The following is a 26,002-nucleotide window of genomic DNA, read 5'->3' on the forward strand; positions in this document are numbered from 1 at the left end:
TAGTTTTACTGCAATAAATAATAACATTATTCCAACAAATTTACAACATAAAAATTGACAGTTACACCCAACTGTCAATTTAACCCAATACTTAATAACGCTTCACTTTTTTAACAAACTTACCGATTCAATTACCATTGCCACGACTGCCGTGATATAAATATAACCGGTACTAACCCGTACAAAATACAGAGCAACAGCAGCTAAACTCAACGCTATGACTATTATTCTGCTTATTAACTTGTACTTCTTTACTTCCTTTTTACTCAAAGGCTTGTTTTCTGTTTCCGCCGGTGCAAGTAAGAAAACCATGATTATTGAAAATAGGATTCCAATTACTAAAATTATTTCCCCATATGCTATTAAATACGTATTGCTTAGAGCTGAAATTAGAAATGCTATCAGTGTTACGGAAAAGCATTCTAAATGCGTTTTTGAATGGTAGCCACCAGCATAAACCTTAAGACCCGACAGGAAAATGATAAAAATTAAAAGCTCAAATTTTTTGTTTAAAATATATGCCGCCGTAGAAAGGATTAATAAGTTTAACAGCAAGGATAGCAGTACCTCGATGCTGTATGCATACACTTCCTTTTCATTATCAGAGGAATTGAGCTTCAGCCCAATTCCTTCAGATAAGAAAACAGAAATCTTATTTATCATCTTTCAGCAAGCATTGCGGAACCTTTGGTTGATTATACAGAAATAAGCATGTCGTCCCCACGGTTGTTTGAGCAGTCATAACCAAAAATGCAGCAATACATGACATAAAGGATAAAGTTTTTTTCACTTTACATCCCTCCTTTCAAACGTTAACAACATAATATCCTATTTTTATACAATGTTCAACATTTTTCACGCTAAAATGTCTATTTGGTTGTTTTCACTGCTTGTACGGTAATTAAAGGGGTTAAAATAAACCTGTAATCAATATTTACAAGTATTTCCGTGTCATCATTTTAAAATTGTATATTAAATCTTAGTCAGCATATGTACTTCTATAACAAATACCCTGTCATCATAGCTTAGCTTCATAAAACCTCCGTATTTTTCGGCAATGCCTTTAATGCTCTTCAATCCATAGCCGTGTCTTGTTTTATCCTTTTTAATAGTGAGTATTTTGTTTCCTTCTTTATTTAACTCACCCGAATAGGGGTTTTCAGATTTTATTATAATACTTCTTCCAATCATATCTATATCAAGCTTTATATATTTTTCAATGCATTCTTCACATTCATTGCATGCCTCAATAGCATTGTTGATAATATTGTTTAACACCCTACATATATCTTCTTTGTCTATATGTATTTCGTTTTCTTCGGTAAGCTTGCTTTCTATGACCACATCTATACCCTTACACTTCGCTTCCTTCAGCTTGAAGTTTAAAAAGGATGTAATTATATTATCCTTATCTATTTGAGGCATGAGTTGTATGTCTATTTCACGAAGCTTTTTTTCGATGTGGATTCTGATGTTGTCTCTTTGGTCCAATTCATTATACGCATGGATTATTGCAAGCTCTCCTCTCATATCGTGCCTTAAAATTCTGATTTCTTCCAAGACGGAATTAACATCTGTAAAATATGCATGCTCCATTTTCATTTGTTGGAGCTCCAAATCATTTTTATGTTTTTCGTTCATATCCTTAATTATTTTATTCGTTAATGCTATTGTAATTATGGATATAATAGACACACATAATGTAAAAACAACCAAGCTATTGTTTATACTCTCATCTTGAATTTCGATATTCCCATACATCCAAATAACCATCACAATTAAGGTAATAGTTAAAAATAAAATTGATCCAACAAGAAAATAATACCTGTTATCAAATAAATTTAACCTTTCCTTTTTGGTAGTTTTCTTCAAAAACATATAGGTATATATAAGTAAGGTTTGAGAAATTACCATCCCTTCAAATCTTATAAAGTTTTGCTCCTGATGTAATTTAAAGTCCAACCCGGTTATCGAAAAAATAAAAACAGCAGCCAACAATTCACATGCTCCTATAAATGCCATAATTAAAAAAATTGTAATAGCCTTTGAAAATATATTTCCTTTAAAAATAAGAACTGTCGTAAGATAAATAAGAAAATAGAAGAAAATATACATATAAGGATATAATTCTATTGATAGATTATAGTTTAAAATACTTAACATCGCAGTCATAACAATCATGAGAATCTCAACAGAATATTTAAAATAAAATCTACGTACATAATATAATTCTAATGTTTTATAGATCACAAACATTTGGAGAAAGTTTACTGATAATTCTATTAAATCCCACTTCATATTTTCACCACCAGTTTTTTTAGTTTAAATTTATTAACCAAATCTGATAAGCATCTACGACTTGCTTCTTCTCTTGATTCATTGCTGAAATAAATTACATTTTTTCTGATTTCCCTTACATTTTCCATATTTACTAAGCAAGATTTACTTGACCTTATAATATTTTCATTGTTTGAAAACCTTTTTCCAATACTATCAAGTGTTTGTGATGCAATAATCTCCTTATTGTCCAAACAATAGATATGTAGCTTACGGTCTTCCTTCTTCCTTAATATGTGTGTAATGTCATCAATAGGTATACGGTGAATGATTCCCTTTATGTCCTTTACATCTAAATAATTTAAGCTCCCTTCTAATTCCAGCAGACATTCATTCAATACTTTTTCTATTATAGAAAGGCTTACAGGCTTTAACAGATAATCTCTGGCCTTGACTCTATAGGATTCATAGGCATATTCTTTATGTGATGTCAGATAGAATATAATGGCTTTATTGCTCATCTCCCTTATTTTTAATCCTGTTTCTATGCCATTTATTTCGGGCATTTCCATATCTAAAAATATGATGTCAAATTTGTTTTCCTTAAAGGCTTGTACAAGATCATGTCCTGAATTAAATGTATTAACATTCGTTCTATTATTAACAATTCTTTTTATAATTTCTGTAACAATTTCGCTGTATTCCTTTGAATCATCGCAAACGGCAATACTTATTCCCATATTTTCACATCCTACATTAGTATATATAAGTATATATAATATTTTATCACAAATCGTAAAATATTCAATGAATATTTAATCATAATGTAATCGATTTTTGGTGGATAAAAATTCACTGATTGATTTTCTATCAGTTGTTTGTGCTGTGTGCGTAATTTGCCACTTACAGCTTATGTAGTATGCAATAAGCAGATGACCCAAATTTATTTGCTCGCTTCACGCTAATAAATTTAGGTCATCTGCTTATACTGTAAGTATAAAAAGAGCAATTTAAATTTTGTAAATTTAAATTGCTTTTCATGTTTATACTAATTCAATTATCGCCATTTCTGCTCCATCGCCTCTGCGTGGTCCCAATTTAAGAATTCTGGTGTATCCACCATTTCTTTCCTTGTATTTAGGAGCAACTTCTTCAAACAACTTACTTACAGCATTTTTATCGTATAAATAAGCTGCTGCTTGACGTCTTGCATGTAGGTCTCCTCTTTTGCCAAGAGTGATAGTTCTTTCAGCTACTCTTCTTAATTCTTTGGCTCTTGTTACAGTTGTAACAATTCTGCCGTGATTAATTAAGTCAGCTGTCATATTACGAAGCATCGCTACTCTGTGGTCAGACTTGAAACCAAGCTTTCTGTGACTACCCATGCTTAGTCCTCCTTTTACAGCTAATTATCATTTTTTCTGAGAGATAAACCTAATTCCTCAAGTTTCTTAGCCACTTCGTCCAAAGATTTCTTTCCAAGGTTTCTTACTTTCATCATGTCATCTTCTGACTTGTATGTAAGCTCCTCAACAGTATTTATTCCTGCTCTCTTCAGACAGTTGTAAGATCTAACTGACAAATCCAGCTCCTCTATTGTCATTTCTAATACTTTCTCTTTTTCATCTTCTTCTTTTTCTACCATTATTTCAACGTCATTAACGTGATCTGTCAATGATATAAATAAATTCAGATGTTCATTTAATATTTTAGCACCTAAAGAAACTGCTTCTTCAGGTTCAATTGTACCATTAGTCCATATCTCGATTGTCAATTTGTCAAAATCTGTTCTGTTACCAACTCTGGTATCTTCAACAGTAAAGTTAACCTTCTTAACAGGTGTGTAGATAGAATCTATAGGTATTACGCCAATTGCCTGACTGTCCTTCTTGTTTCTTTCTGCTACGACGTAACCTCTGCCCTGCTCCATTTCCATTTCGATAATGAGCTCAGAGCCTTCTTCCAAGGTTGCAATATGCAAATCCTCGTTGATTATTTCTACATCTGTTCCTGTTATAATATCTGCCGCTGTAACCACCTTAGGGCCTTTAGCATCTATCAGAAGCTGTGCCGGTCCTTGTACGTTCATTTTTGCAGCAAGGTTCTTTATATTAAGAATTATTTCTGTAACATCTTCTCTTACTCCCGGTATTGTAGAGAATTCATGCAATACACCTTGAATATTAATCGATGTTACAGCTGCTCCAGGTAACGATGAAAGAAGTATTCTTCTGAGTGAATTTCCAAGTGTTGTCCCGTAACCTCTTTCAAGTGGTTCAACTACTATTTTCCCATACGAGTTATCATCATTTTTTTCAATTAACGTAATATTAGGTTTTTCTATTTCTATCATCCCAACCCTCCTTAGATGTGATGTTTGCCGAGGGTAATAATTCTTAATTACTTATTACTTAGAATACAACTCGACAATCAGATGCTCTTCTATTGGTATTTCTATATCCTCTTTAGCAGGTTCTGCAATTATTCTACCTGTAAAGCTGTCCGGTTCTACCTGCAGCCATTGTGGTGCAGTCTTTTTATGGTTTTCAACTAAAGCCTTGAATTTATCTGAGCTTTGGCTTTTTTCTTTAACTTGTATAACATCGCCAGCTTGTAAAATCATTGATGGGATATCTGCCTTTTTACCGTTTACGGTAAAGTGGCCGTGAACTACCAATTGTCTTGCTTCAGGTCTTGAGCTTGCAAAACCTAATCTATAAATGACATTGTCAAATCTAAGCTCTAATAACTTCAATAAGTTAGTACCTGTTTTTCCTGTCATTTTATCAGCAATTCTGAAATATTCTACAAATTGACCTTCTAAAACTCCATAATATTTTCTAACTTTTTGTTTTTCTCTTAACTGCATACCATAGTTAGATAATTTTTTATTGTTTTGACCGTGTTGTCCCGGAGCATAATTTCTTCTGCCTATTGAACACTTGTCAGTATAACATCTGTCACCTTTAAAATATAACTTTAATCCTTCTCTTCTGCAAATTCTGCAGACAGGTCCAGTATATCTTGCCATCTTTTCACCTCGTTTCCATTATACTCTTCTACGTTTTGGTGGTCTGCAACCATTGTGTGGTATCGGAGTAACGTCTTTTATTAAATTAACTTCTAAACCTGCTGCCTGCAAAGATCTGATTGCAGCTTCTCTGCCTGAGCCCGGTCCTTTAACGTATACTTCTACTGTTTTCAAGCCATGTTCCATAGCTTTTTTTGCAGCTTCTTCAGCAACCATGCTCGCTGCATAAGGAGTAGATTTTCTTGAACCCTTGAAACCTAATTGGCCTGAACTTGCCCAAGAAATTGCATTTCCTTGCAAGTCTGTAAGAGTTACAAGCGTATTGTTAAAAGTTGACTTAATATGTGCCTGGCCTTTTTCAATATTTTTACGTTCTCTTTTTCTTACTCTTGTTGTTTTTTGTTGTTTCTTAGCTGCCACTTAAGTCCCTCCTTTTACTTCTTAGATTTTTTTCCTGAAACTCTCTTCGGACCTTTTCGAGTTCTCGAATTATTTTTAGTGTTCTGTCCTCTGACAGGCAGTCCTCTTTTATGTCTTATTCCTCTGTAGCAGTTGATTTCTTTTAATCTCTTAATATTCAACGCTACTTCTCTTCTTAAGTCACCTTCTACAGGACGCTTATCTATTTCAGTTCTTAATTGTTGTACTTCATCTTCTGTCAGGTCTTTAACTCTTGTATCAGGGTTAATACCTGTTGCATTTAAAATTTTCTTTGAAGTTGCTCTGCCAATACCAAATATATAAGTTAAACCTATTTCAACTCTTTTTTCTCTTGGCAAGTCAACACCGGCGATTCTGGCCATTAAGTACACCTCCTATCGACCTAGTTACTTAATATTTTATCAGCTTATTAGCCTTGTTTTTGTTTGTGCTTTGGATTTTGACAGATTACCATTACTTTTCCTTTTCTTCTGATAATCTTGCATTTTTCGCACATAGGTTTTACTGATGGTCTTACTTTCATTGTAATACCTCCTTACTTTTTCCTCCAGGTTATTCTTCCTCTTGTTAAATCATACGGTGATAATTCAACATTAACAGTATCTCCTGGTAGAATCCTGATATAGTTCATCCTCAGTTTTCCAGAAATATGCGCTAAAATCTGGTGCCCATTTTGAAGCTCAACTTTGAACATAGCATTAGGAAGTGCTTCCAGGACTTTCCCTTCGACTTCTATTACATCTTTCTTGGACATTGATCACTCAACCTCCATTTCTTTAGATACACTCTGGTTAAAGGGACTTAGTACCCTTCTAACATATGCATCATCTAAATTTTCATTACCTTGTAACTTATCTGCAAATTCTGTCAACACTGTATTATAAATCATTAAATGTTTCACTTTCTTCTTCTTGGGAGAATTTAATTTTCTTAAATCTCCGTCACATACAAATACGAATTGTTCATCCAAAATACCGCATATAATAAAGACCCTGTCTTTATCTCTGCCTGCTTTTGATTTAACTATCTGACCAATTTTTAAATCTGTTGTTATTTCCAAAATATCACCCCTATAGCACGGTTAATAGCATCGGTTCTCCATCGGTAATTGCAACCGTGTGTTCATAGTGAGCTGACGGTTTACCGTCAACAGTCACTACTGTCCAGTCGTTGTCAAGTATCTTAACATTATATACTCCTGCGTTAATCATCGGTTCGATAGCAAGGACCATACCTTCCTGCAGCCGCGGTCCCTTACCCGGTTTTCCGAAGTTAGGTATTTGCGGTGATTCATGCATCTTTTTACCAACTCCGTGACCTACGAAATCTCTTACTACAGAGAATCCCTTTGATTCGGCATAACTTTGTATTGCGTGGGAAATGTCTGACAGCCTGTAGTCAGTTTTTGCAAACTTTATACCTTCATAGAAGCTTTGTCTCGTTGCTTCAACTAAACATCTTTTTTCGTCGTTTATTTCGCCTACGGAAAAAGTCTTTGCACTGTCTCCTACATATCCCTCAAATGTTGCACCGATATCCACACTGACAATATCGCCTTCTACCAGCTTTCTGTCACTTGGAAATCCGTGCACCACCTCTTCATTTACAGAAGCACATATCGAAAATGGAAATCCGTTATAACCTTTAAATGTAGGTATTGCATTTTGCGATTTTAAAAATTCTTCAACTAATCGGTCAAGTTCTTTTGTAGTAACACCGGGTTTAATGTTGTTTCTCACCAATTCGTGAGCTTTGGCTACTAAACGTCCGGCTTTTCTCATTATTTCTATTTCTCTTTTTGTCTTGAGGATAATCATATTACTTATTCCTCATTTTTGCAACAATCTCTTTGCCAACCTCAGCTATGGGTTTTTCTCCGTCTATGTTAACTATTATACCTTTTTTGGTGTAATAATCAATAAGGGGTTCTGTCTGCTCCTGGTAAACATTGATTCTTTTCGTAACTGTTTCTTCAGCATCATCTTTTCTTTGAAGAAGCTCGCCGCCGCAATTGTCGCATATTCCTTCTTTTGAAGGCTTATTGAATGATATGTGAAATGTTTGACCGCAGTCTTTGCATATTCTTCTTCCAACAGCTCTTTCAACAAGAAGCTCTTTTTTTACTATTATATTAATAACATAATCAAGCTTTTGGTTCATGCTTTCTAATGCACTTTCAAGCGCATCTGCCTGAAAAATTGTTCTCGGGAAACCGTCTAACAAAAATCCATTTTCACAATCATCCTTAAGCAATCTGTCTTTTACCAATTCAACTGTCAATTCATCGGGAACAAGCAATCCTTGATCCATATATTCTTTTGCTTTTTTCCCAAGAACTGTTCCTTCTTTAATATTCTGACGGAATATATCTCCCGTAGAAATATGTGGTATTGAAAATTCTTTTACAATTGTTTCTGCTTGAGTTCCCTTTCCGGCTCCCGGAGGTCCCAATAAAATTGCTCTCATTTTCCTTACCTCTCCTTATTTTAAAAATCCCTTGTAGTGTCTCATCAGCATTTGTGCTTCTATTTGCTTCATCGTTTCAAGCGCAACACCTGTTACGATTAACAGTGATGTTCCACCAAAGTTTATATTTAAACTAGTGAACGAGAATACTAAAGTAGGTATTGTCGCAATTATTGCAAGTGCAATAGCTCCTGCTATTGTAACTCTGTTTAACACTTTATTTAAATATTCTGCTGTTGGTCTTCCCGGTCTGATTCCCGGGATAAAGCCACCATTTTCTTTAAGCGTGTTTGAATATTCAAATGGATTGAACTGTACCGCTGTATAGAAATATGTGAAGAATATAATCAGTACTATATTTAATATTGTATAGATATATACTCCCGGACTTTGAGCCACTGAGAAATATTTTTGTACACCGTCTAACATATTCGGGAAGAAAAATCCTAAAGTTTGTGGTATTGCTAAAAGTGTTGAAGCGAATATTACCGGCATAACTCCTGCCATTAACACTTTCATAGGAATATGTGTGCTTTGTCCGCCGTACATTTTTCTTCCTACTACTCTCTTAGCATATTGAACAGGGATTTTTCTTTCGCCTTGTTGAATTGCTATAACTCCAACTACTATTATTAATGCAAATATCAAGAATAATATAATTTCAATTATATTAACTGCTCCGTTTTGCATCTGGAATATCATTGTTCCAACATCAGAAGGGTATCTTGATATGATACCAATCATGATTATTAATGATATACCGTTACCTATACCTTTTTCTGTTATTAACTCACCCAGCCACATCAAGAATGCTGTACCTGCTGTCAATACTATTACTACCGACAGGATTGATAAAAAGCTCTGGTCTATTATTGCTGAATTGAAAAATCCAACAGCGTATGCAGTAGCTTGAATCAATGCAAGTACAACAGTAATGTATCTGGTCCATTGAGCCATTTTTTTCTTTCCGTCTTCACGCTTAAATATTTCTTCAAGCTTTGGAATTGCAATTGCCAGTAGCTGAAGAATAATTGAAGATGTAATGTATGGATAAATATTTAATGCAAATATTGTAAAGTCCTTAAAAGCACCACCGGACATCATATCGAAGAAATCTAATAAGCCGCCTGCCGTTCCTGCAAACATGTTACCTACAATCGCTCTGTCTATACCGGGAACAGGTATCACTGCGCCAAGTCGATATATTACAAGCATTAAAAAGGTAAATGTCATTTTTTTTCTTAAATCAGGTATTTTCCATGCATTTCTTAAAGTTTCAAACAACTTAAATCACCTCAGCTTTTCCGCCGGCAGCTTCGATTTTTTCTACCGCTGATTTGCTGAATTTATGAGCTTTAACTGTAAGCTTCTTAGCAAGTTCACCGTTTCCGAGTATCTTCACACCATCAAGTTGTTTTTTTAATATACCTTCTGATTTAAGAAGTTCCGGAGTAATCTCTGCTCCATCTTCGAATTTGTTTAATACTTCAACATTTATTTCAGCAAATTGAGTACCAAAAATGTTCGTGAATCCTCTCTTTGGTAATCTTCTGTAAAGAGGCATCTGCCCTCCTTCGAATCCTGGTCTAACTCCACCGCCGGAACGTGATTTTTGTCCGTTCATACCTCTTCCGGCTGTCTTTCCCTGTCCTGTTGCAGTACCTCTACCTAACCTTTTTCTGTTCTTTGTACTACCAGGATTAGGTTTTAATTCATGAAGTTTCATCATTAACACCTCCTTATAGTATTATTCTATAACCTCTACCATGTGTTCTACTTTTCTGATCATTCCTCTTATGTGAGGACTGTCTTCTTTTTCAACCACATGGCCAATTTTTCTCAAACCGAGAGCTTCTATGTTCTTAACCTGATTAGGAGTTCTTCCACTTAATCCCTTAGTTTGTTTTATTTTTATTTTTGCCATATCTTTCACCTCTTAGCCGTAAATTTCTTCTACAGATTTACCTCTGATTCTCGCTACATCTTCAGGCTTCTTAAGAAGTTTTAAAGCTTCAATTGTTGCGTTAACTACATTTCTTGGATTGTTTGATCCCAATGATTTTGTTCTTATATCTCTTACTCCGGCTAATTCAAGCACCGCACGAACAGGACCTCCTGCTATGATACCTGTACCTTCTTTAGCTGGTTTTATAAGAACTCTGCCTGCGCCATATCTGCCTATTATTTCATGTGGCACTGTTGTGTTAATCAGTGGCACTTCAATCATATTTTTCTTAGCATCCTGGATTGCTTTTCTGATGGCATCCGGAATTTCTATTGCTTTAGCCATTCCTATGCCAACATGACCATTTTCGTCACCAACAACAACCAATACACTAAATCTAAAGTTTCTACCACCTTTAACAACTTTAGTAACACGGTTGATGCTTATAACTTTCTCTTTAACATCCAGTTGGCTTGCATCTATACGTCCACGTTGTTCCATGACTAACCTCCTTATTAAAATTCAAGTCCGCTTTCTCTTGCTCCATCTGCAAGTAATTTCACTCTGCCGTGATATAAATATCCGCCTCTGTCGAAAACTACCGCATTTATACCTTTATCTTTCGCTCTTTCTCCCACTGTTTTACCTACTAATTTTGCTGCATCTGTCTTAGTAAGTTCAGCTACTTGGCCAACTAACTCTTTATCTAATGTTGAAGCTGATGCAAGAGTTACTCCTGTAGCATCGTCAATTACTTGAGCGTATATGTGCTTAGAGCTTTTAAAAATATTCAATCTTGGTCTCTCAGGAGTTCCTACGACTTTGTTTCTTATACTATAGTGTCTTTCTTTTCTCTTTTGATTTTTATCAATTTTTTTAAGCACTAATACTCACTCCTTTCATATATTACTTATTATTTACCAGTCTTACCTGCTTTACGTCTAACAACTTCATTAGAGTATTTAATTCCTTTACCCTTATATGGTTCAGGTCTTCTCCAGTCTCTGATTACAGCCGCGTAGTTTCCAACTTGCTGTTTATCTGTACCTTTAACTATTATTTTATTTGTGCCCTCAACTGCTGTTTCAATTCCTTGCGGATCTTCCATTTCAACAGGATGAGAGAAACCTAAGTTTAAAACTAATTTATTTCCTTGTTTTTGTGCTCTATATCCAACACCTACGATTTCAAGCGTCTTAGAAAAACCGTCAGAAACTCCGACTACCATGTTGTTAATAAGAGTTCTTGTAAGTCCGTGTAATGATCTGTGTTCTTTTTGATCATCAGGTCTTGAAACATTGATTTCTGCGCCTTCTATTTCAATTTTCATTGACTTCGGCAACTGCTGTTCAAGCTGTCCTTTTGGACCTTTAACAACTGCATAATTGTGAGCATCGATTTTCACTTCAACATTTGCAGGTATATTTACAGGTTTAATGCCTATTCTTGACATCTTAGCACCTCCTATTCGTTATTTTACCATACGTAGCAGATTACTTCTCCGCCAACACCCTGTGTTCTTGCTTTTTTATCCGTAACTATTCCTTTAGAAGTAGAAAGTATAGCTATACCTAAACCGCCTAATACCTTTGGAGTTTCTTCTTTTCCTACGTAAACTCTAAGACCTGGTTTAGAAATTCTCTTAATGCCAGTTATAACTCTCTCTTTATTTTGTTGGTATTTAAGTTCAACTCTTATAATACCTTGTTTACCGTCATCTATAACATCAAAGCCCTTAATGTATCCTTCTTCTTGTAATATATTAGCTATTTCTCTTTTTATCTTAGAAGCCGGAACATCAACAAATTCATGTTTTGAATGATTAGCATTTCTTATTCTCGTTAACATATCTGCGATAGGATCTGTCATTACCATGTAAGTAACCTCCTTCCATTTTATAAAATTTTACCAGCTGGCTTTTTTAACGCCTGGGATCTGACCTTTATAAGCCAGTTCTCTAAAGCATATACGGCATATGCCGAATTTCCTTAAATAAGCATGAGGTCTTCCACAAATTTTGCATCTTGTATATTCTCTTGTTGAGAATTTTTGTTTTCTCTGTTGTTTAACTTTTAGAGATGTCTTTGCCATTATCGTTTCCCTCCCTTACTTAGTAAAAGGCATACCCATTAATCTCAACAGCTCACGTGCTTCTTCGTCAGTGTTTGCTGTAGTTGTTATAATTATGTCCATACCTCTTATTTTATCGATTTTATCATAATTTATTTCCGGAAATATCAATTGCTCCTTAATTCCTAAAGCGTAATTTCCTCTGCCGTCAAATGATGTTTTTGAAACACCCCTGAAGTCTCTAACTCTCGGTAAGGCAATGTTTACTAATTTATCGAAGAATTCATACATGTGATCTCCTCTTAATGTAACCTTGCAACCTACTGCCATTCCTTCTCTTAATTTAAAGTTAGATATAGATTTTTTGGCTTTAGTTACTACAGGCTTCTGACCTGCGATTATAGACATTTCTTCAACTGCGTTTTCTAAAAACTTTGCATTTTCTTTAGCTTCGCCAACGCCCATATTGATTATTATCTTCTCTATTTTAGGTGCCTGCATAACGCTTGTGTACTGAAACTTTTCCATCAGTGCAGGCAATACTTGTTCCTTATATGTGGCTTTTAATCTTGCCATATGGTTCGTACCTCCCTTCGAGCATTATTCAAAAACATGACCGCACTTTTTACATGCTCTTACTTTTTTACCATTTTCTATTTTCTTTTCGGTTCTTACACCTGATTTGCATTTATCGCAATATAGCATGACATTTGAAATGTTAACAGGGCCTTCGCGGTGTACTATACCGGCTTGCTGCATCTGATTTGTCTGCTTTTGATGTTTCGTAAGCATATTTACATTTTCAACAACAACTCTGTTATCCTTAGGAAAACTTGTTAAAATTTTGCCTGTTTTGCCCTTGTCGCTGCCTGCTATAACTACAACTTTATCGCCTTTTTTAACGTGCATCTTTATACACCTCCTATTAAAGTACTTCCGGTGCTAATGAGATTATTTTCATAAACTTTCCATCTCTTAATTCTCTTGTTACAGGTCCAAATATACGAGTACCAACCGGTGTTTTATCTTCTTTAATAATTACGGCTGCATTGTCGTCAAATTTTATATAAGTTCCGTCTTTTCTTCTTATTTCTTTTTTAGTTCTGACGATAACTGCCTTAACAACATCACCCTTCTTAACAACTCCACCAGGTGTTGCAGATTTAACCGTGCATACTACTATATCACCAACGCTTCCATATTTAACGACTGATCCGCCCATAACTCTTATAACAAGAACTTCTTTAGCTCCTGAATTATCTGCGACTCTTAACCTCGATTCAGTTTGTATCATGACTTAACCTCCCTTCAATTGTCTTGGGGTCTTATTTAGCTTCCTCTAATATTTCAACTAATCTCCAGCATTTTTCTTTTGATAATGGTCTGGTTTCCATTATTTTAACTGTATCGCCTATGTTGCACTTGTTTTCTTCGTCATGTGCTTTATATTTTTTAGTCATTTTAATTTGTTTCTTATAAAGAGGATGTGCTACAAGCTTCTCAGTAGCAACTACTATTGTCTTATCCATTTTATTACTAACTACTTTTCCAATTCTTACTTTTCTGTTGCCTCTTTCCAAAGTAAAGATCCTCCTTTCTTATTACTGCGCATTAATGCTTAATTCACGTTCTCTGAGAACTGTTTTAACACGTGCAATATCTTTCTTGACCTTTTTTATTCTCATCGGATTGTCAAGCTCTCCGGTCGCAAGTTGAAATCTTAAATTGAACAGTTCTGTTTTTAAATCAGAAACTGATTTATTTAACTCTTCAACTGATTTATTTCTTAGTTCATTAGCTTTCATTTGCTTCACCATCCTTCTCTGATGCCTGATCCTTCACGATAAATTTGCATTTGATAGGCAATTTATGCATGGCAAGTCTCATTGCTTCTCTGGCTACTTCTTCAGATACCCCTGACATTTCGAACATTACTCTGCCCGGTTTAACTACAGCTACCCAATACTCAGGAGAGCCCTTTCCTTTACCCATACGTGTTTCGGCCGGTTTCTTTGTTACAGGTTTATCCGGGAATATTTTAATCCAAATTTGACCGCCTCTCTTAACAGATCTTGTCATTGCTCTTCTGGCAGCTTCTATTTGGTTAGATGTTATCCAAGCTGGTTCAAGTGCTTGAAGCCCATATTCGCCATAAGTTACTTTGTTGCCTCTTGTTGCAACTCCTGTCATTCTACCTCTTTGTTGTTTACGGCGTTTTACTCTTTTAGGCATTAACATAATTGTTCCTCCTTCCTTCAGGACTTATTACTTTTTATCTCTTTTAAAATTATTGTTTGGTCTTCTTCTCTTCTTGTTATCTCTGTTGTCATTAAGTGCTTTTGTCGGCTCTTGATTGTCTGATAACAATGAACCCGGTTTTCTCAGAACTTCTCCTCTGCATATCCAAACCTTAACACCGATTTTTCCGAATGTTGTGTTTGCTTCCGCAAAACCGTAGCTTATATCAGCCCTTAAAGTCTGAAGAGGAATTTTACCATCTGAATATCCTTCGGTTCTTGCCATATCGGCACCGTTTAATCTTCCGGATACACTTGTTTTAATACCCTTTGCACCCATTTTCATTGTTCTTTGCATTGACTGCTTCATAGCTCTTCTGAAAGATATACGCTTTTCAATCTGACTAGCGATATTTTCAGCAACTAATTGTGCATTTAATTCTGGAACCTTTATTTCTTCTACATTAATTATAACAGTTTTACCGGTAATTTTTTCGATACTGTTCTTTAACATATCAACACCAGTACCGCCTTTTCCGATTATCATACCCGGTTTAGCTGTGAACACACTCACCTTTACTCTGCTGGCAAATCTTTCGATATCAACTTTAGCAATACCTGCTTGATTCAAGTTTACTTTTATAAATTCACGAATCTTATAGTCTTCGGTTAAATTTTCACCAAAATTCTTTTTGTCAGCATACCATTTTGAGTCCCAATCATTGATTATACCAACTCTCAGTCCATGAGGATTTACCTTCTGACCCATTTTTTACCTCCTTTACAGTTGTTATTCTCTTTCTTTTACTACAGCACCTATGTGGCTGCTTCTTTTTAGTATCTTATATGCGCTTCCCTTTGCTCTCGGTCTCCATCTCTTAAGAGTTGGTCCCTGATTGGCATAAACTTCAGAAACATATAATTTATCTCTATCTAAATCAAAGTTGTTTTCAGCATTAGCTGTAGCTGATTGAACTACCTTTTCTAAAATTTTAGCTCCCTTGCTTGGGTAAAATTTCAAAATCGCTAAAGCTTCATCAACATTTTTACCTCTTACCATATCACATACGAACTTCATTTTTCTTGGTGATATTCTTATATATTTAGCAACTGCTCTTGCTTCCATTTAGGCTGCCTCCCTTCTTATTTAACTTTTGAAGATTTATCGTTCTTATCATGTCCTCTATAAGTTCTTGTTGGAGCAAATTCACCGAGTTTGTGTCCAACCATATCTTCAGTTATATATACAGGAACGTGCTTTCTGCCATCATGTATAGCTAATGTATGGCCTACCATTTCGGGGAATATTGTTGATCTTCTTGACCAAGTTTTTAATACTTTCTTATTGTTGGCTTCATTCATTTCCACAATCTTTTTCATAAGACTTGGTTCGCAATAAGGCCCTTTTTTTAATGATCTACCCATTCACCATTTCCTCCTTTCACAAAACCTAGTACTATTTAACGTTTCTTCTCTTAACAATCATCTTGTCAGATTTTTTATTCTTCTTACGAGTTTTATAACCAAGTGCAGGTTTACCCCAAGGCGTTACAGGTCCTGTTCTGCCTATAGGAGATCTACCTTCACCACCACCGTGAGGGTGATCGTTAGGGTTCATTACGGAACCTCTCACTGTAGGTCTTATACCCATATGTCTTTTTCTGCCTGCTTTACCGATTGTTATATTCTCATGATCCAAATTTCCTACTTGACCGATTGTAGCTCTACAATCCATCAATATCATTCTAACTTCTCCGCTTGGAAGTCTTACTTGAGCATACTTGCCTTCCTTAGCCATAAGCTGAGCCGCATTTCCTGCTGAACGTACCATTTGGCCGCCTTTGCCGGGTTTAAGCTCAATATTGTGAATCATTGTACCTACAGGAATGTTTCTTACAGGCAATGTATTACCGATTTTAATATCTGCATCCGGTCCTGAAACGATAGTATCACCAACTACTAATTTGTGAGGAGCGATGATATATCTTTTTTCTCCATCTACGTAATTAATAAGTGCTATATTTGCGCTTCTGTTAGGATCATACTCGATTGTTGCAACTTTGCCCGGTACTCCGTCTTTATTTCTTTTGAAATCTATGATTCTATATTTTCTCTTTTCTCCACCGCCTTGATGACGTACAGTTATTCTTCCGTGCGCGTTTCTTCCGGCTTTACTTTTTAATGGAGCTAAAAGAGATTTCTCAGGTTCATTAGTTGTAATTTCTTCAAATGTTGAAACAGTCATTTGTCTCAACGCCGGAGAGGTTGGTCTGTATTTTCTAATACCCATGAGATTTTCCTCCTTTTTTCAATTTATTAACGTTTAGATTCCTTCGAAGAATTCTATTGTTTTGCTTTCTTGTGTTAAAGTAACTATAGCTTTTTTCCAGTCAGCTCTTTTACCCACATGTATGCCTTGTCTTTTTGTTTTGCCAAGCATATTCATTGTGTTTACACTTTCTACTTTAACTCCGAATATTTTTTCCACTGCATTTTTAATTTCTGTCTTATTAGCCTTTTTATCTACAACAAAAGTGTATTTTTTTTCTGCCATTGCATCCATACTTGCTTCTGTTACTATAGGTTTTTTTATGATATCGTGTGGATCGCGCATTATGCGTACACCTCCTCCACTTTATTAACTGCTTCTTTTGTAATTAAGAAAGAATCACAGTTTAAAATGTCGTAAACATTGATTGTGTTAACATATGCTGTCTTTACTCCCGGAATGTTTGCTGCTGCTCTAACTACAGTTTCATCTCTTTCAGGAATAACTATTAATGTCTTTTTGTTTGCTTTAAGATTTTGTAAAACCTTAACCATTTCTTTTGTTTTTGCTTGTTCAAGCGCTAAGCTGTCTATAACGATTATTTCTTGATCTTGAACTTTTGAACTTAATGCTGATTTAAGTGCCAATCTTTTAACTTTTTTAGGAATTGAATAGCTGTAATCTCTCGGTTTTGGAGCAAATACAACTCCGCCGCCTTTCCATTGCGGTGATCTCGTACTACCTTGTCTCGCTCTGCCCGTTCCTTTTTGTCTCCAAGGTTTTCTTCCGCCGCCTCTTACATCAGCTCTTGTCTTTGCTGATTGAGTTCCTTGTCTTTGATTAGCCAAATAATTTTTTACAGCTTCATACATTACATGCGTATTTATTTCTACACCAAATACAGAATCATTTAATTCAACTTCTCCGACTTGGCTGCCTTTTATATCATAAAGAGCTACTTTTGGCATCTTTAATCCTCCTTTCCGTGCAATTATTTACTATAGTTTCTAACTGCTTCTCTTATTTTTACTAAACCTTTTTTAGGTCCCGGTATCGCACCTTTTAAAAGTATTGCATTCTTGTCAGCGTCAACTCTTATTACTTCAAGGTTTAATACTGTTACTTTTTCATGACCCATATGTCCATGAGCTTTTGTACCTTTTACTACTCTTCCAACACCTGCGGAAGCTCCTAAAGAACCTCTTAATCTGTGGAATTTCGAACCGTGGCTCATATCTCCGGTGTGGTGTCCATGTCTTTTAATTGATCCCTGGAATCCCTTACCTTTAGAAATTCCTACAACGTCTACTTTTTCACCAACTTGGAAAATATCAACGCCGATTTTTTGACCTACTTCATAGTCATCAATGTTTGTTACTTGGAATTCCCTCAAGAATCTTTTTGGTTCCACTTTTGATTTATCAAAATGACCTTTTTTAGGTTTATTAACATTCTTTAATTTGATGTCACCAAAACCAACCTGAATAGCATTATAGCCATCTTTTTCAATTGTCTTTTTTTGAACCACAACCATATTGCCCGATTCAACAACTGTTACAGGAACAACATCTCCTTGTTCTGTAAACACCTGAGTCATTCCGACTTTTTTACCAAGAATTGCTTTCATCTTACACCTCCTATTTTCTTACAGCGGATTACCTTACGGCAATCATTCTAAGCAGAGTGTACTTAATATATTTCTCTCTACTTTTTCTTATAATTTGATTTCAATATCTACGCCAGCAGGCAAATTCAATTTCATCAATGAATCTACAGTTTTTGGAGTAGGGTTTGTTATGTCTATCAATCTTTTATGAGTTCTTTGTTCAAACTGCTCTCTGGAATCTTTGTACTTGTGAACTGCTCTAAGTATTGTTATGATTTGTTTTTCTGTCGGCAGCGGGATAGGACCTGCTACGGTAGCACCTGTACTTTTAGCTGTTTCCACGATTTTTTGTGCAGATTGATCAATTAATTGATGATCATAAGCTTTTAACCTAATTCTTATTTTCTGTGTGTTTGCCATTTTTTTACCTCCTTCTTCGTATGTCATCCATACAACTCGGGATTGCGTCGATAAACCCTGCCGGGTGTATCCTGATTTTTTTTAAATCGCAATACCGGTCGCCCTGTTTTATAACAGGACATACTCTGCAAAAATTACCTGATTTCATTGTAAAATCAGCAACCTTTCACGTCATCGCATGTGGCAAGCTTTATAATGATATAACAATTAACCGCATAAATCAAGCACTATTTTTATTTTTTTTGATTTGTTACGAAAAATTAACATTTATCTTAATTCTGGTAACTGCAAGGGGGACAGTCAGCACTGTCGTTGAAAGAATACGACAGTGTGACAGTCCCCATCGAGGTACATAAAACTCTTATAAAATTGTTTATTCAAGTCTCTTATCAACCTTTATTCCAAGCTTTTTCATCTTATAATATAATGTCTGCCTTGGAATATCCAACCTTTCTGATGTTTTCGATACATTGTAGTCATTTTGTCTTAATGATTTGCTTATTATTTTACGTTCATATTCATTCATTATTTCATTAAGAGGTTCATTAATAATTATTGTGTTTTTCTCTTCTACTATGTTTTTCTGAATATCATCTGCGGCTTTATAATTTATATCAACATATTTCGGCAAATCTTCTATTGCTATAACGTCCTTCTCAATCATATTTACGGCATGTTCAATGGAATGCCTCAACTCTCTTATATTTCCGGGCCAATTATAGCTGTGGAAAAATTCAATGACTTCTTTAGTAAAGCCCTTTACATTTTTATTTAACTCCCTGTTGAATTCATTTAAGAAATAATATGCAAGCACTTCCAAATCCTCACTTCTCTCTTTGAGAGGCAAAAGTCTGAAATTTATGACATTTAGCCTATAAAATAAATCACTTCTCAGCTTGCCTTCTTCTATAGCTTTGTAGGGATTCTGATTCAGTGCGGTTATGATTCTCACATCCACAAATCGTGTTTTATTTTCACCTACTCTTCTTATCTGCCCTTCCTGAAGCACTCTCAAAAGCTTTGCCTGAAGCATTATATCCATTGAATTTATTTCGTCCAGAAACAGAGTTCCTCCGTCCGCCGCCTCTATAAGTCCCTTGGAATCTTTAGCACCAGTAAAGCTTCCCAATGCGGTACCAAACAGCATGCTTTCCAGCAGGGTTCCGGGAATAGCCGCGCAGTTTTGCGCTATAAACGGATTGTCGCATCTTTGGCTTGAATTATGAATGCTTTGTACGATTAACTCTTTTCCTGTACCTGTTTCTCCGTAAACCAACACGGGTGATCTGCTATCTGCTATTTTTTTTATCTTTAGCTTGATATCCTTTACAAACTGGCCTACTCCCACAATATCGTCGATTGTATAGTGAGCTTTGTCTATTATATTACCTTTCTGTTTTTTATATTTATTTTGATTAATATTTTTATATTGGTCAACATCTGAAAATATTTCAATTGCTCCTACAATTTCTCCGTTTTCATAAATTGGCACCGTATTTGATAAAATAGTTACAAGTTTTCTCTGATAGTTATAATAATTCTGAACATAGTTCTTTATGACTTCACCGGTGGTTAATGCTCTTATTATTGTACTTGTCTCCTCCGTAAGCTTTGGGAATATCTCAAGCATATGCTTTCCTATGGCGTTCTCCACATTGAGCCCCGCTAAATCATTTGCCGACTGATTATAAAAAATGACAATACCTTCCTTATTTACAATAAATAATCCGCTGGAAATATTTTCAGATATTAGCTTTAAAATATTTTTGTAGTCCATTTAATCACCTGCTGTTAATTTTTTTTACACATGTATATATTATATCACACATATATAAATTAATGTAATTTTTTATAAGCAAACGACCACAAAATTGGGGACAGTCCGCAGTGTCGCTAAAAACGTGCGACACCGGGACAGTCCCCGTGTATAAGTTAATTATTTAGCCTCTATTCTTTTAGCATTGATTTCTTTCCAAAGTTCCACATCAACACCTTTCCAAGAAAGTTTATCAGGATCATAGTAAGGATCTCTACCGGCTTTCATCTGCTCAACATAGTCTTTGTACAAAGCAATACATTTTGGAAATAATAAGATAACGATTAGCATATTGACCCATGTAGTTGTACCCAGAGCAAGGTCTGAAAGATTCCAAGCTGTACCGGATTCAATAATACCCCAGCAGAATACCAGAACAGGCATTCCAAATTGCATAGTCCTTGTTATAGCTTTACGAATTTTTTGTTGTTCAGGTTTTTGGAATAAGTACAAAGCTGCTGTTTCTGCCTCATAGTAGTAGCTGATTAAGCATGTAAAAGAGAATAATAACAGCATAACTGCAACGAATATGTTTCCAAATCCACCTAAGACTGTACTAACTGCAGCCTGTACATATACAACACCACCTGTAACATCTGCAGCTATTCCGCTACCATGATATCCACCGGCTGTATTGAATGTGTCAGTTAAAAGAATTAAAAGACCTGAAGCTGTACACACGATAACTGTATCTAGCCATACACCCGCAGCATTTGATAACCCTTGTTTAACAGGATGGCTGGTTTCAGCGGCAGCAGCTGTCGGTGTAGACTCACCCATACCTGACGCGGATGAGAACGTACCTCTCTTAACCCCTTGCTGAATAGCTGTGCCGATAGCAGCACCAAATACAGCGTTTAATCCAAATGCTGAAGTAACAACGTCAGCAATCAATGCAGGGATCTTTGTGATATTTACAGCTACAACTATAAAAGTAACCACCATGTAAACAACTGTCATAAACGGAACAACCATGGAAGCTACGGAGCTGATACGTTTGATACCGCCAAATACTGTTACAAACAGTAATATTGCAATAACAGCAGAAGTAACTGCCATCGGAACACCTGTAGCTTCACGGAATGCATCAGAAATTGTATACGTAGCAGCCGCCGGCATAAATACAGCACAAGCCACACCCAAAACTATAGCCATAAATGTGCCGTATGCTTTCCATCCCAAACCGCGCTCTGCACAATAAGCACCGCCACCACGATATGCACCGTCAACACGGACTTTGTAGAGCTGACCTAGTGTACACTCAGCAAAGCAAACTGCGGAGTTAGTCATACCTATAAGTATCATCCAAAACATTGCACCCGGCCCCCCCATATAAATAGCAACGGCAACGCCTGCTATATTACCTGTACCTACACGCATAGCCATTGTAGTACAGAAGGACGCGAAGGAAGAAATACCTGATTCAGAATCACCTTTTTCTATAATACGGCTCCACATATCCCTGAAACGGACAAATTGGAAAAAGCCTAGCCTTACTGTAAAGTAAATACCGGCACCACCGATAAGTACAAGCATACCGACACCCCAGATATAACCATTTGCCCAATCAACAAAATTATTTAAAAAATCCGCCATAATTTTTCTCCTTAATTGATATTATAATTTCTTATTGCAATACATGATTTTATTTTGTATTACCACCCCCCTTTCTTTTCAACCATAAGTTTCCTCATAAAAAGCAGTTGATAATGTTTTCACAAGTAATATACATCCATACTACCTTACCTATAATGCCTGTCATTAAAAGGTTGTCAATTAATATTCTTATATAAAATTTATGTTCTTATATAAAATTCATGTGTATCAAATTAACAAATCTGATACACACAGTTAAATTAATAATTTAAAATATAACCATTGCAACTACTATGCCAACTCTTTTTTCTTTCAAATAAAAAAGGATAGTCCCCTGACGCACCGAATCAGGTGCTGTTCCGGTGCAAATTCCTTTTGAGGCAATGTGGACTGTCCCTTTAATGTACAAAAAATCATAATATATTGCGTATAATTATCTTTCATGTGTACAAAAATCTATACATAAAAAATAGCCTTCTTACGAAAACTATTTTTTTATATCAAACTAAATTATTTGATTATGCTAGTAACAACGCCTGATCCAACTGTTCTTCCGCCTTCTCTGATAGCGAATCTTAATCCTTCTTCGATAGCGATTGGGTGGATTAACTCAACTATAAATCTTGAGTTGTCTCCAGGCATACACATTTCTATTCCTTCTTCTAAGTCTATTTGTCCTGTGATATCTGTTGTTCTGAAATAAAATTGTGGTCTGTATCCGTTAAAGAATGGTGTATGTCTTCCACCTTCTTCTTTTGTTAATACGTATACTTCTGCATTGAATTTTGTATGTGGTGTTATTGATCCCGGTTTTGCCAGTACTTGACCTCTTTGGATGTCTGTTCTTTGTACTCCTCTAAGAAGTGCTCCTATGTTGTCTCCTGCTTGTGCCTGATCAAGTAATTTCTTGAACATTTCTACACCTGTACACACTGTTTCTGTCGGTTCGTCGTTTAATCCTACTATTTGAACTTTATCCTGAACCTTCAATATTCCTCTTTCTACTCTGCCTGTTGCTACTGTTCCTCTTCCTGTGATTGAGAACACGTCTTCTACCGGCATTAAGAATGGTTTGTCAACGTCTCTTTCCGGTGTTGGCACCCATGCGTCAACTTCTTCCATTAACTTAACTATTTTATCTCCCCATGGTCCGTCCGGATCTTCTAATGCTTTTAATGCTGATCCCACTATGATTGGTGTGTTGTCTCCGTCAAATTCATATTCTGATAACAGCTCTCTTACTTCCATTTCAACTAATTCTATTAGCTCAGGATCGTCTACCATATCTTCTTTGTTTAAGAATACTACCAGTTTAGGAACTCCTACCTGTCTTGATAACAGTATATGCTCTCTTGTTTGTGGCATCGGACCATCTGCTGCTGATACAACAAGGATTCCTCCGTCCATCTGTGCTGCTCCTGTTATCATGTTCTTTACATAGTCAGCATGACCCGGGCAGTCAACGTGCGCGTAGTGTCTGTTTGCTGTTTCATACTCTACGTGTGATGTTGATATTGTGATTCCTCTTTCTCTTTCTTCCGGAGCTTTATCTATATTGTCATAGCTTACAAATTCTCCGGTTCCGAATCTCTTATTCAATGTCATTGTGATTGCTGCTGTTAATGTTGTCTTTCCATGGTCTACGTGGCCTATGGTTCCAATATTTACGTGTGGCTTATTTCTTTCAAATTTTGCTTTTGCCATTTCTTTATCCTCCTATAGGTTTATTTATTTATTATTTTTTCAGCGACGCTGTTCGGAACTCTCTCATAGTGGTGGAATTCCATTGAGTAACTTGCTCTACCCTGAGTCATAGATCTTAAAGTAGTTGCATAACCAAACATTTCTGACAACGGAACAAAGGCATCTACTACCTTAAGTCCACTTCTGTCTGAGAATCCTTCGATTCTGCCTCTTCTTGAATTAGCATCTCCCATAACGTCCCCTAAGTATTCTTCAGGAGTAGTCATTTCAACTTTCATGTATGGTTCTAACAATACCGGAGTTGCTTTTTTCATTGCCTCCTTAAACGCCATAGAGCCGGCAATCTTAAATGCCATTTCACTGGAGTCTACTTCGTGATATGAACCATCATACAATGTTACTTTAAAATCAATAACAGGGAATCCTGCAAGTACACCATTTTCAGATGCGCCCTTAACTCCGGCTTCAACTGCCGGTATATATTCTCTCGGAATAACTCCGCCTGTAATTGCATTGACAAAAGTAAAGCCTTCACCAGGTTCTTGAGGTTCCATGGTAATTTTAACGTGACCATATTGACCTTTACCGCCTGATTGTCTTGCATACTTCATATCAACATCTGCGTTACCTGTAACTGTTTCTTTGTAAGAAACCTGTGGCTTACCTACATTTGCTTCAACCTTGAATTCTCTTAATAATCTGTCTACGATTATTTCCAAATGAAGCTCGCCCATACCTGCAATAATTGTCTGTCCCGTATCAGGATTTGTATATGTCTTGAATGTTGGATCTTCTTCAGCAAGTTTCTGAAGACCGATACCCATTTTTTCTTGACCTGCTTTAGTTTTAGGTTCGATTGCTACTTCTATAACCGGTTCAGGGAAATCCATTGATTCCAATACTATCGGATGATCCGGATCACACAAAGTGTCCCCTGTTGTAGTCAATTTCAAACCTACTGCTGCTTCTATGTCTCCTGAATAAGATGTCTTAATTTCTTCTCTTTTGTTTGCATGCATCTGAAGAATACGACCGATTCTTTCTCTCTTGTTTTTAGTAGAATTTAATACATAGCTTCCCGATTCAAGCGTTCCGCCATAAATTCTGAAGAAAGTAAGTTTTCCGACAAATGGGTCAGTAGCTATTTTGAATGCTAAAGCTGCTAAAGGATCTTCATCCTTAATTCCTACAGGTATTTCCTCTTTTGTATCAGGGTCAAAACCTTTCATTTGTGGTACATCACTCGGACTTGGCAGGTAGTCAACTACTGCATCCAACATCAATCTAACACCTTTATGTTTATATGAAGTACCGCAAATTACAGGAATTATCTTAACATTAGTAGTTGCGATTCTGATAGCTTTTTTGATTTCTTCAACGGTAATTTCTTCACCGTTCAAGTATTTTTCCATCAATGTTTCATCAGTATCTGCAATAGCTTCAATTAATTTTTCTCTGTATTCATTTGCTTGATCTAAATATTCTTCTGGTATCTCAGTAATAGTAATGTCTGTTCCTTCATCGTTTCCATAGTTTATAGTTTTCATTTCAACTAAATCTATTATTGCTCTGAAGTTTTCTTCAACACCAATCGGCAACTGAATTGCAACAGCATTAGCTTTTAATCTGTCAATAATTGTGCCTAATGAGTAGAAGAAATTTGCACCTAATTTATCCATTTTGTTTATAAAACAAATTCTTGGTACATGATATTTGTCTGCCTGTCTCCAAACAGTTTCTGACTGAGGCTCAACCCCCATTTTAGCATCAAATACTGTTACTGCTCCATCAAGTACTCTCAACGATCTTTCAACTTCAACTGTAAAGTCTACGTGACCCGGTGTATCTATAATGTTAATTCTTACATCTTTCCAATGACAAGTAGTAGCAGCTGAAGTTATTGTAATTCCTCTTTCCTGCTCTTGCTCCATCCAGTCCATCTGAGCTGCACCTTCATGAGTTTCGCCTACTTTATGAATTTTCCCGGTATAGAACAGGATTCTTTCGGTAGTTGTTGTTTTTCCCGCATCAATATGCGCCATAATACCGATATTTCTTGTATTCTCTAAAGAATATTCTCTCATTATTTCCCTCCTTCACGCTGCGAATAAACTACTTAGATTA

40 protein-coding genes are annotated in these 26,002 nt (G+C 35.9%); all 40 read right to left on the reverse strand.

Annotation, left to right across the window (positions count from 1 at the left end; translation table 11 throughout):
* Positions 1–102 precede the first annotated feature (102 nt).
* Positions 103–663: an accessory gene regulator ArgB-like protein gene (locus tag HZF24_RS08605; RefSeq protein WP_179237915.1), complete on the reverse strand. Its 561-nt coding sequence runs from the start codon at positions 661–663 to the stop codon at positions 103–105.
* Positions 653–790 carry a cyclic lactone autoinducer peptide gene (locus HZF24_RS08610; protein ID WP_179237916.1) on the reverse strand — a complete coding sequence of 46 codons (138 nt, stop codon included), beginning with the start codon at positions 788–790 and terminating at the stop codon, positions 653–655. The genes HZF24_RS08605 and HZF24_RS08610 overlap by 11 nt, the downstream gene beginning before the upstream one ends.
* 182 nt (positions 791–972) lie before the next feature.
* Positions 973–2,298: a sensor histidine kinase gene (locus HZF24_RS08615; RefSeq protein WP_179237917.1), complete on the reverse strand. Its 1,326-nt coding sequence runs from the start codon at positions 2,296–2,298 to the stop codon at positions 973–975.
* Positions 2,295–3,017: a LytR/AlgR family response regulator transcription factor gene (locus tag HZF24_RS08620; protein ID WP_179237918.1), complete on the reverse strand. Its 723-nt coding sequence runs from the start codon at positions 3,015–3,017 to the stop codon at positions 2,295–2,297. Before HZF24_RS08620 ends, HZF24_RS08615 begins: the two co-directional genes overlap by 4 nt.
* Positions 3,018–3,320: 303 nt before the next feature.
* Positions 3,321–3,662: a 50S ribosomal protein L17 gene (gene rplQ / locus HZF24_RS08625; protein ID WP_179237919.1), complete on the reverse strand. Its 342-nt coding sequence runs from the start codon at positions 3,660–3,662 to the stop codon at positions 3,321–3,323.
* 20 nt (positions 3,663–3,682) lie between these two features.
* The gene (locus HZF24_RS08630; protein WP_179237920.1) at positions 3,683–4,630 is read right to left on the reverse strand and encodes a DNA-directed RNA polymerase subunit alpha; all 948 of its coding nucleotides are present in this window, start codon (positions 4,628–4,630) and stop codon (positions 3,683–3,685) included.
* A 54-nt stretch (positions 4,631–4,684) separates the two neighbouring features.
* Complete coding sequence (rpsD, locus tag HZF24_RS08635) at positions 4,685–5,308, reverse strand: 30S ribosomal protein S4 (protein WP_179237921.1); 624 nt, start codon at positions 5,306–5,308, stop codon at positions 4,685–4,687.
* 18 nt (positions 5,309–5,326) lie between these two features.
* Positions 5,327–5,728, reverse strand: a complete 402-nt coding sequence (gene rpsK, locus HZF24_RS08640; protein ID WP_179237922.1) for a 30S ribosomal protein S11 — start codon at positions 5,726–5,728, stop codon at positions 5,327–5,329.
* 14 nt (positions 5,729–5,742) lie between these two features.
* Positions 5,743–6,111: a 30S ribosomal protein S13 gene (gene rpsM / locus HZF24_RS08645; protein ID WP_179237923.1), complete on the reverse strand. Its 369-nt coding sequence runs from the start codon at positions 6,109–6,111 to the stop codon at positions 5,743–5,745.
* Between the two features lie 47 nt (positions 6,112–6,158).
* Positions 6,159–6,272, reverse strand: coding sequence for a 50S ribosomal protein L36 (rpmJ, locus tag HZF24_RS08650; protein ID WP_179237924.1), 114 nt, complete (start codon positions 6,270–6,272; stop codon positions 6,159–6,161).
* A gap of 12 nt (positions 6,273–6,284) precedes the next feature.
* Positions 6,285–6,503, reverse strand: coding sequence for a translation initiation factor IF-1 (gene infA, locus HZF24_RS08655; RefSeq protein WP_179237925.1), 219 nt, complete (start codon positions 6,501–6,503; stop codon positions 6,285–6,287).
* Positions 6,504–6,506: 3 nt separating this feature from the next.
* A complete protein-coding gene (locus HZF24_RS08660; protein WP_179237926.1) occupies positions 6,507–6,809 on the reverse strand; it encodes a KOW domain-containing RNA-binding protein in 303 nt (100 codons plus the stop codon).
* Between the two features lie 10 nt (positions 6,810–6,819).
* Complete coding sequence (map, locus tag HZF24_RS08665; protein ID WP_179237927.1) at positions 6,820–7,566, reverse strand: type I methionyl aminopeptidase; 747 nt, start codon at positions 7,564–7,566, stop codon at positions 6,820–6,822.
* 1 nt (position 7,567) lies between these two features.
* Positions 7,568–8,215 (reverse strand): adenylate kinase, encoded by a 648-nt coding sequence (locus HZF24_RS08670; protein WP_179237928.1) that lies wholly within the window; start codon positions 8,213–8,215, stop codon positions 7,568–7,570.
* Between the two features lie 15 nt (positions 8,216–8,230).
* Complete coding sequence (secY, locus tag HZF24_RS08675) at positions 8,231–9,499, reverse strand: preprotein translocase subunit SecY (protein WP_179237929.1); 1,269 nt, start codon at positions 9,497–9,499, stop codon at positions 8,231–8,233.
* Between the two features lies 1 nt (position 9,500).
* Complete coding sequence (gene rplO, locus HZF24_RS08680; RefSeq protein WP_179238018.1) at positions 9,501–9,941, reverse strand: 50S ribosomal protein L15; 441 nt, start codon at positions 9,939–9,941, stop codon at positions 9,501–9,503.
* Positions 9,942–9,962: 21 nt separating this feature from the next.
* Positions 9,963–10,139 (reverse strand): 50S ribosomal protein L30, encoded by a 177-nt coding sequence (gene rpmD, locus HZF24_RS08685; RefSeq protein WP_179237930.1) that lies wholly within the window; start codon positions 10,137–10,139, stop codon positions 9,963–9,965.
* Between the two features lie 12 nt (positions 10,140–10,151).
* Positions 10,152–10,661: a 30S ribosomal protein S5 gene (gene rpsE, locus HZF24_RS08690; protein WP_179237931.1), complete on the reverse strand. Its 510-nt coding sequence runs from the start codon at positions 10,659–10,661 to the stop codon at positions 10,152–10,154.
* Between the two features lie 14 nt (positions 10,662–10,675).
* Positions 10,676–11,044, reverse strand: a complete 369-nt coding sequence (gene rplR / locus HZF24_RS08695) for a 50S ribosomal protein L18 (RefSeq protein WP_179237932.1) — start codon at positions 11,042–11,044, stop codon at positions 10,676–10,678.
* A 29-nt stretch (positions 11,045–11,073) separates the two neighbouring features.
* The gene (gene rplF / locus HZF24_RS08700) at positions 11,074–11,613 is read right to left on the reverse strand and encodes a 50S ribosomal protein L6 (protein ID WP_179237933.1); all 540 of its coding nucleotides are present in this window, start codon (positions 11,611–11,613) and stop codon (positions 11,074–11,076) included.
* Between the two features lie 23 nt (positions 11,614–11,636).
* Positions 11,637–12,035, reverse strand: a complete 399-nt coding sequence (gene rpsH, locus HZF24_RS08705; protein ID WP_179237934.1) for a 30S ribosomal protein S8 — start codon at positions 12,033–12,035, stop codon at positions 11,637–11,639.
* Positions 12,036–12,065: 30 nt separating this feature from the next.
* Entirely contained in the window at positions 12,066–12,251 is a 186-nt protein-coding gene (locus tag HZF24_RS08710; protein ID WP_019229589.1) for a type Z 30S ribosomal protein S14, read from the reverse strand.
* 15 nt (positions 12,252–12,266) lie between these two features.
* Positions 12,267–12,806 (reverse strand): 50S ribosomal protein L5, encoded by a 540-nt coding sequence (gene rplE, locus HZF24_RS08715; protein ID WP_179237935.1) that lies wholly within the window; start codon positions 12,804–12,806, stop codon positions 12,267–12,269.
* Positions 12,807–12,830: 24 nt separating this feature from the next.
* Positions 12,831–13,139, reverse strand: a complete 309-nt coding sequence (rplX, locus tag HZF24_RS08720) for a 50S ribosomal protein L24 (RefSeq protein ID WP_179237936.1) — start codon at positions 13,137–13,139, stop codon at positions 12,831–12,833.
* Positions 13,140–13,155: 16 nt separating this feature from the next.
* Positions 13,156–13,524, reverse strand: coding sequence for a 50S ribosomal protein L14 (gene rplN / locus HZF24_RS08725; protein ID WP_179237937.1), 369 nt, complete (start codon positions 13,522–13,524; stop codon positions 13,156–13,158).
* A gap of 31 nt (positions 13,525–13,555) precedes the next feature.
* Positions 13,556–13,810, reverse strand: a complete 255-nt coding sequence (gene rpsQ / locus HZF24_RS08730; protein ID WP_179237938.1) for a 30S ribosomal protein S17 — start codon at positions 13,808–13,810, stop codon at positions 13,556–13,558.
* A 21-nt stretch (positions 13,811–13,831) separates the two neighbouring features.
* Positions 13,832–14,035, reverse strand: coding sequence for a 50S ribosomal protein L29 (rpmC, locus tag HZF24_RS08735; RefSeq protein WP_179237939.1), 204 nt, complete (start codon positions 14,033–14,035; stop codon positions 13,832–13,834).
* Positions 14,025–14,468 carry a 50S ribosomal protein L16 gene (rplP, locus tag HZF24_RS08740; protein ID WP_179237940.1) on the reverse strand — a complete coding sequence of 148 codons (444 nt, stop codon included), beginning with the start codon at positions 14,466–14,468 and terminating at the stop codon, positions 14,025–14,027. Before rplP ends, rpmC begins: the two co-directional genes overlap by 11 nt.
* 27 nt (positions 14,469–14,495) lie before the next feature.
* The gene (rpsC, locus tag HZF24_RS08745) at positions 14,496–15,236 is read right to left on the reverse strand and encodes a 30S ribosomal protein S3 (RefSeq protein WP_179237941.1); all 741 of its coding nucleotides are present in this window, start codon (positions 15,234–15,236) and stop codon (positions 14,496–14,498) included.
* A 21-nt stretch (positions 15,237–15,257) separates the two neighbouring features.
* Positions 15,258–15,593: a 50S ribosomal protein L22 gene (gene rplV, locus HZF24_RS08750; RefSeq protein WP_179237942.1), complete on the reverse strand. Its 336-nt coding sequence runs from the start codon at positions 15,591–15,593 to the stop codon at positions 15,258–15,260.
* 17 nt (positions 15,594–15,610) lie between these two features.
* Positions 15,611–15,892: a 30S ribosomal protein S19 gene (rpsS, locus tag HZF24_RS08755; protein ID WP_179237943.1), complete on the reverse strand. Its 282-nt coding sequence runs from the start codon at positions 15,890–15,892 to the stop codon at positions 15,611–15,613.
* A 31-nt stretch (positions 15,893–15,923) separates the two neighbouring features.
* A complete protein-coding gene (rplB, locus tag HZF24_RS08760; protein WP_179237944.1) occupies positions 15,924–16,757 on the reverse strand; it encodes a 50S ribosomal protein L2 in 834 nt (277 codons plus the stop codon).
* A gap of 33 nt (positions 16,758–16,790) precedes the next feature.
* Entirely contained in the window at positions 16,791–17,081 is a 291-nt protein-coding gene (gene rplW, locus HZF24_RS08765) for a 50S ribosomal protein L23 (protein ID WP_179237945.1), read from the reverse strand.
* Complete coding sequence (gene rplD / locus HZF24_RS08770) at positions 17,081–17,704, reverse strand: 50S ribosomal protein L4 (protein WP_179237946.1); 624 nt, start codon at positions 17,702–17,704, stop codon at positions 17,081–17,083. Before rplD ends, rplW begins: the two co-directional genes overlap by 1 nt.
* Positions 17,705–17,727: 23 nt before the next feature.
* A complete protein-coding gene (gene rplC, locus HZF24_RS08775) occupies positions 17,728–18,363 on the reverse strand; it encodes a 50S ribosomal protein L3 (RefSeq protein WP_179237947.1) in 636 nt (211 codons plus the stop codon).
* Between the two features lie 87 nt (positions 18,364–18,450).
* Complete coding sequence (rpsJ, locus tag HZF24_RS08780) at positions 18,451–18,762, reverse strand: 30S ribosomal protein S10 (protein ID WP_179237948.1); 312 nt, start codon at positions 18,760–18,762, stop codon at positions 18,451–18,453.
* A 373-nt stretch (positions 18,763–19,135) separates the two neighbouring features.
* Positions 19,136–20,539 (reverse strand): sigma-54 interaction domain-containing protein, encoded by a 1,404-nt coding sequence (locus HZF24_RS08785; RefSeq protein ID WP_179237949.1) that lies wholly within the window; start codon positions 20,537–20,539, stop codon positions 19,136–19,138.
* Between the two features lie 159 nt (positions 20,540–20,698).
* Positions 20,699–22,174: an alanine/glycine:cation symporter family protein gene (locus HZF24_RS08790; RefSeq protein WP_179237950.1), complete on the reverse strand. Its 1,476-nt coding sequence runs from the start codon at positions 22,172–22,174 to the stop codon at positions 20,699–20,701.
* 510 nt (positions 22,175–22,684) lie between these two features.
* Positions 22,685–23,878 carry an elongation factor Tu gene (gene tuf / locus HZF24_RS08795; protein WP_179237951.1) on the reverse strand — a complete coding sequence of 398 codons (1,194 nt, stop codon included), beginning with the start codon at positions 23,876–23,878 and terminating at the stop codon, positions 22,685–22,687.
* Positions 23,879–23,898: 20 nt separating this feature from the next.
* Positions 23,899–25,965: an elongation factor G gene (gene fusA / locus HZF24_RS08800; protein ID WP_179238019.1), complete on the reverse strand. Its 2,067-nt coding sequence runs from the start codon at positions 25,963–25,965 to the stop codon at positions 23,899–23,901.
* Between the last annotated feature and the right edge of the window lie 37 nt (positions 25,966–26,002).

The sequence above is a fragment of the Sedimentibacter hydroxybenzoicus DSM 7310 genome (assembly GCF_013403245.1).
GTDB classification, from domain to species: domain Bacteria; phylum Bacillota; class Clostridia; order Tissierellales; family Sedimentibacteraceae; genus Sedimentibacter; species Sedimentibacter hydroxybenzoicus.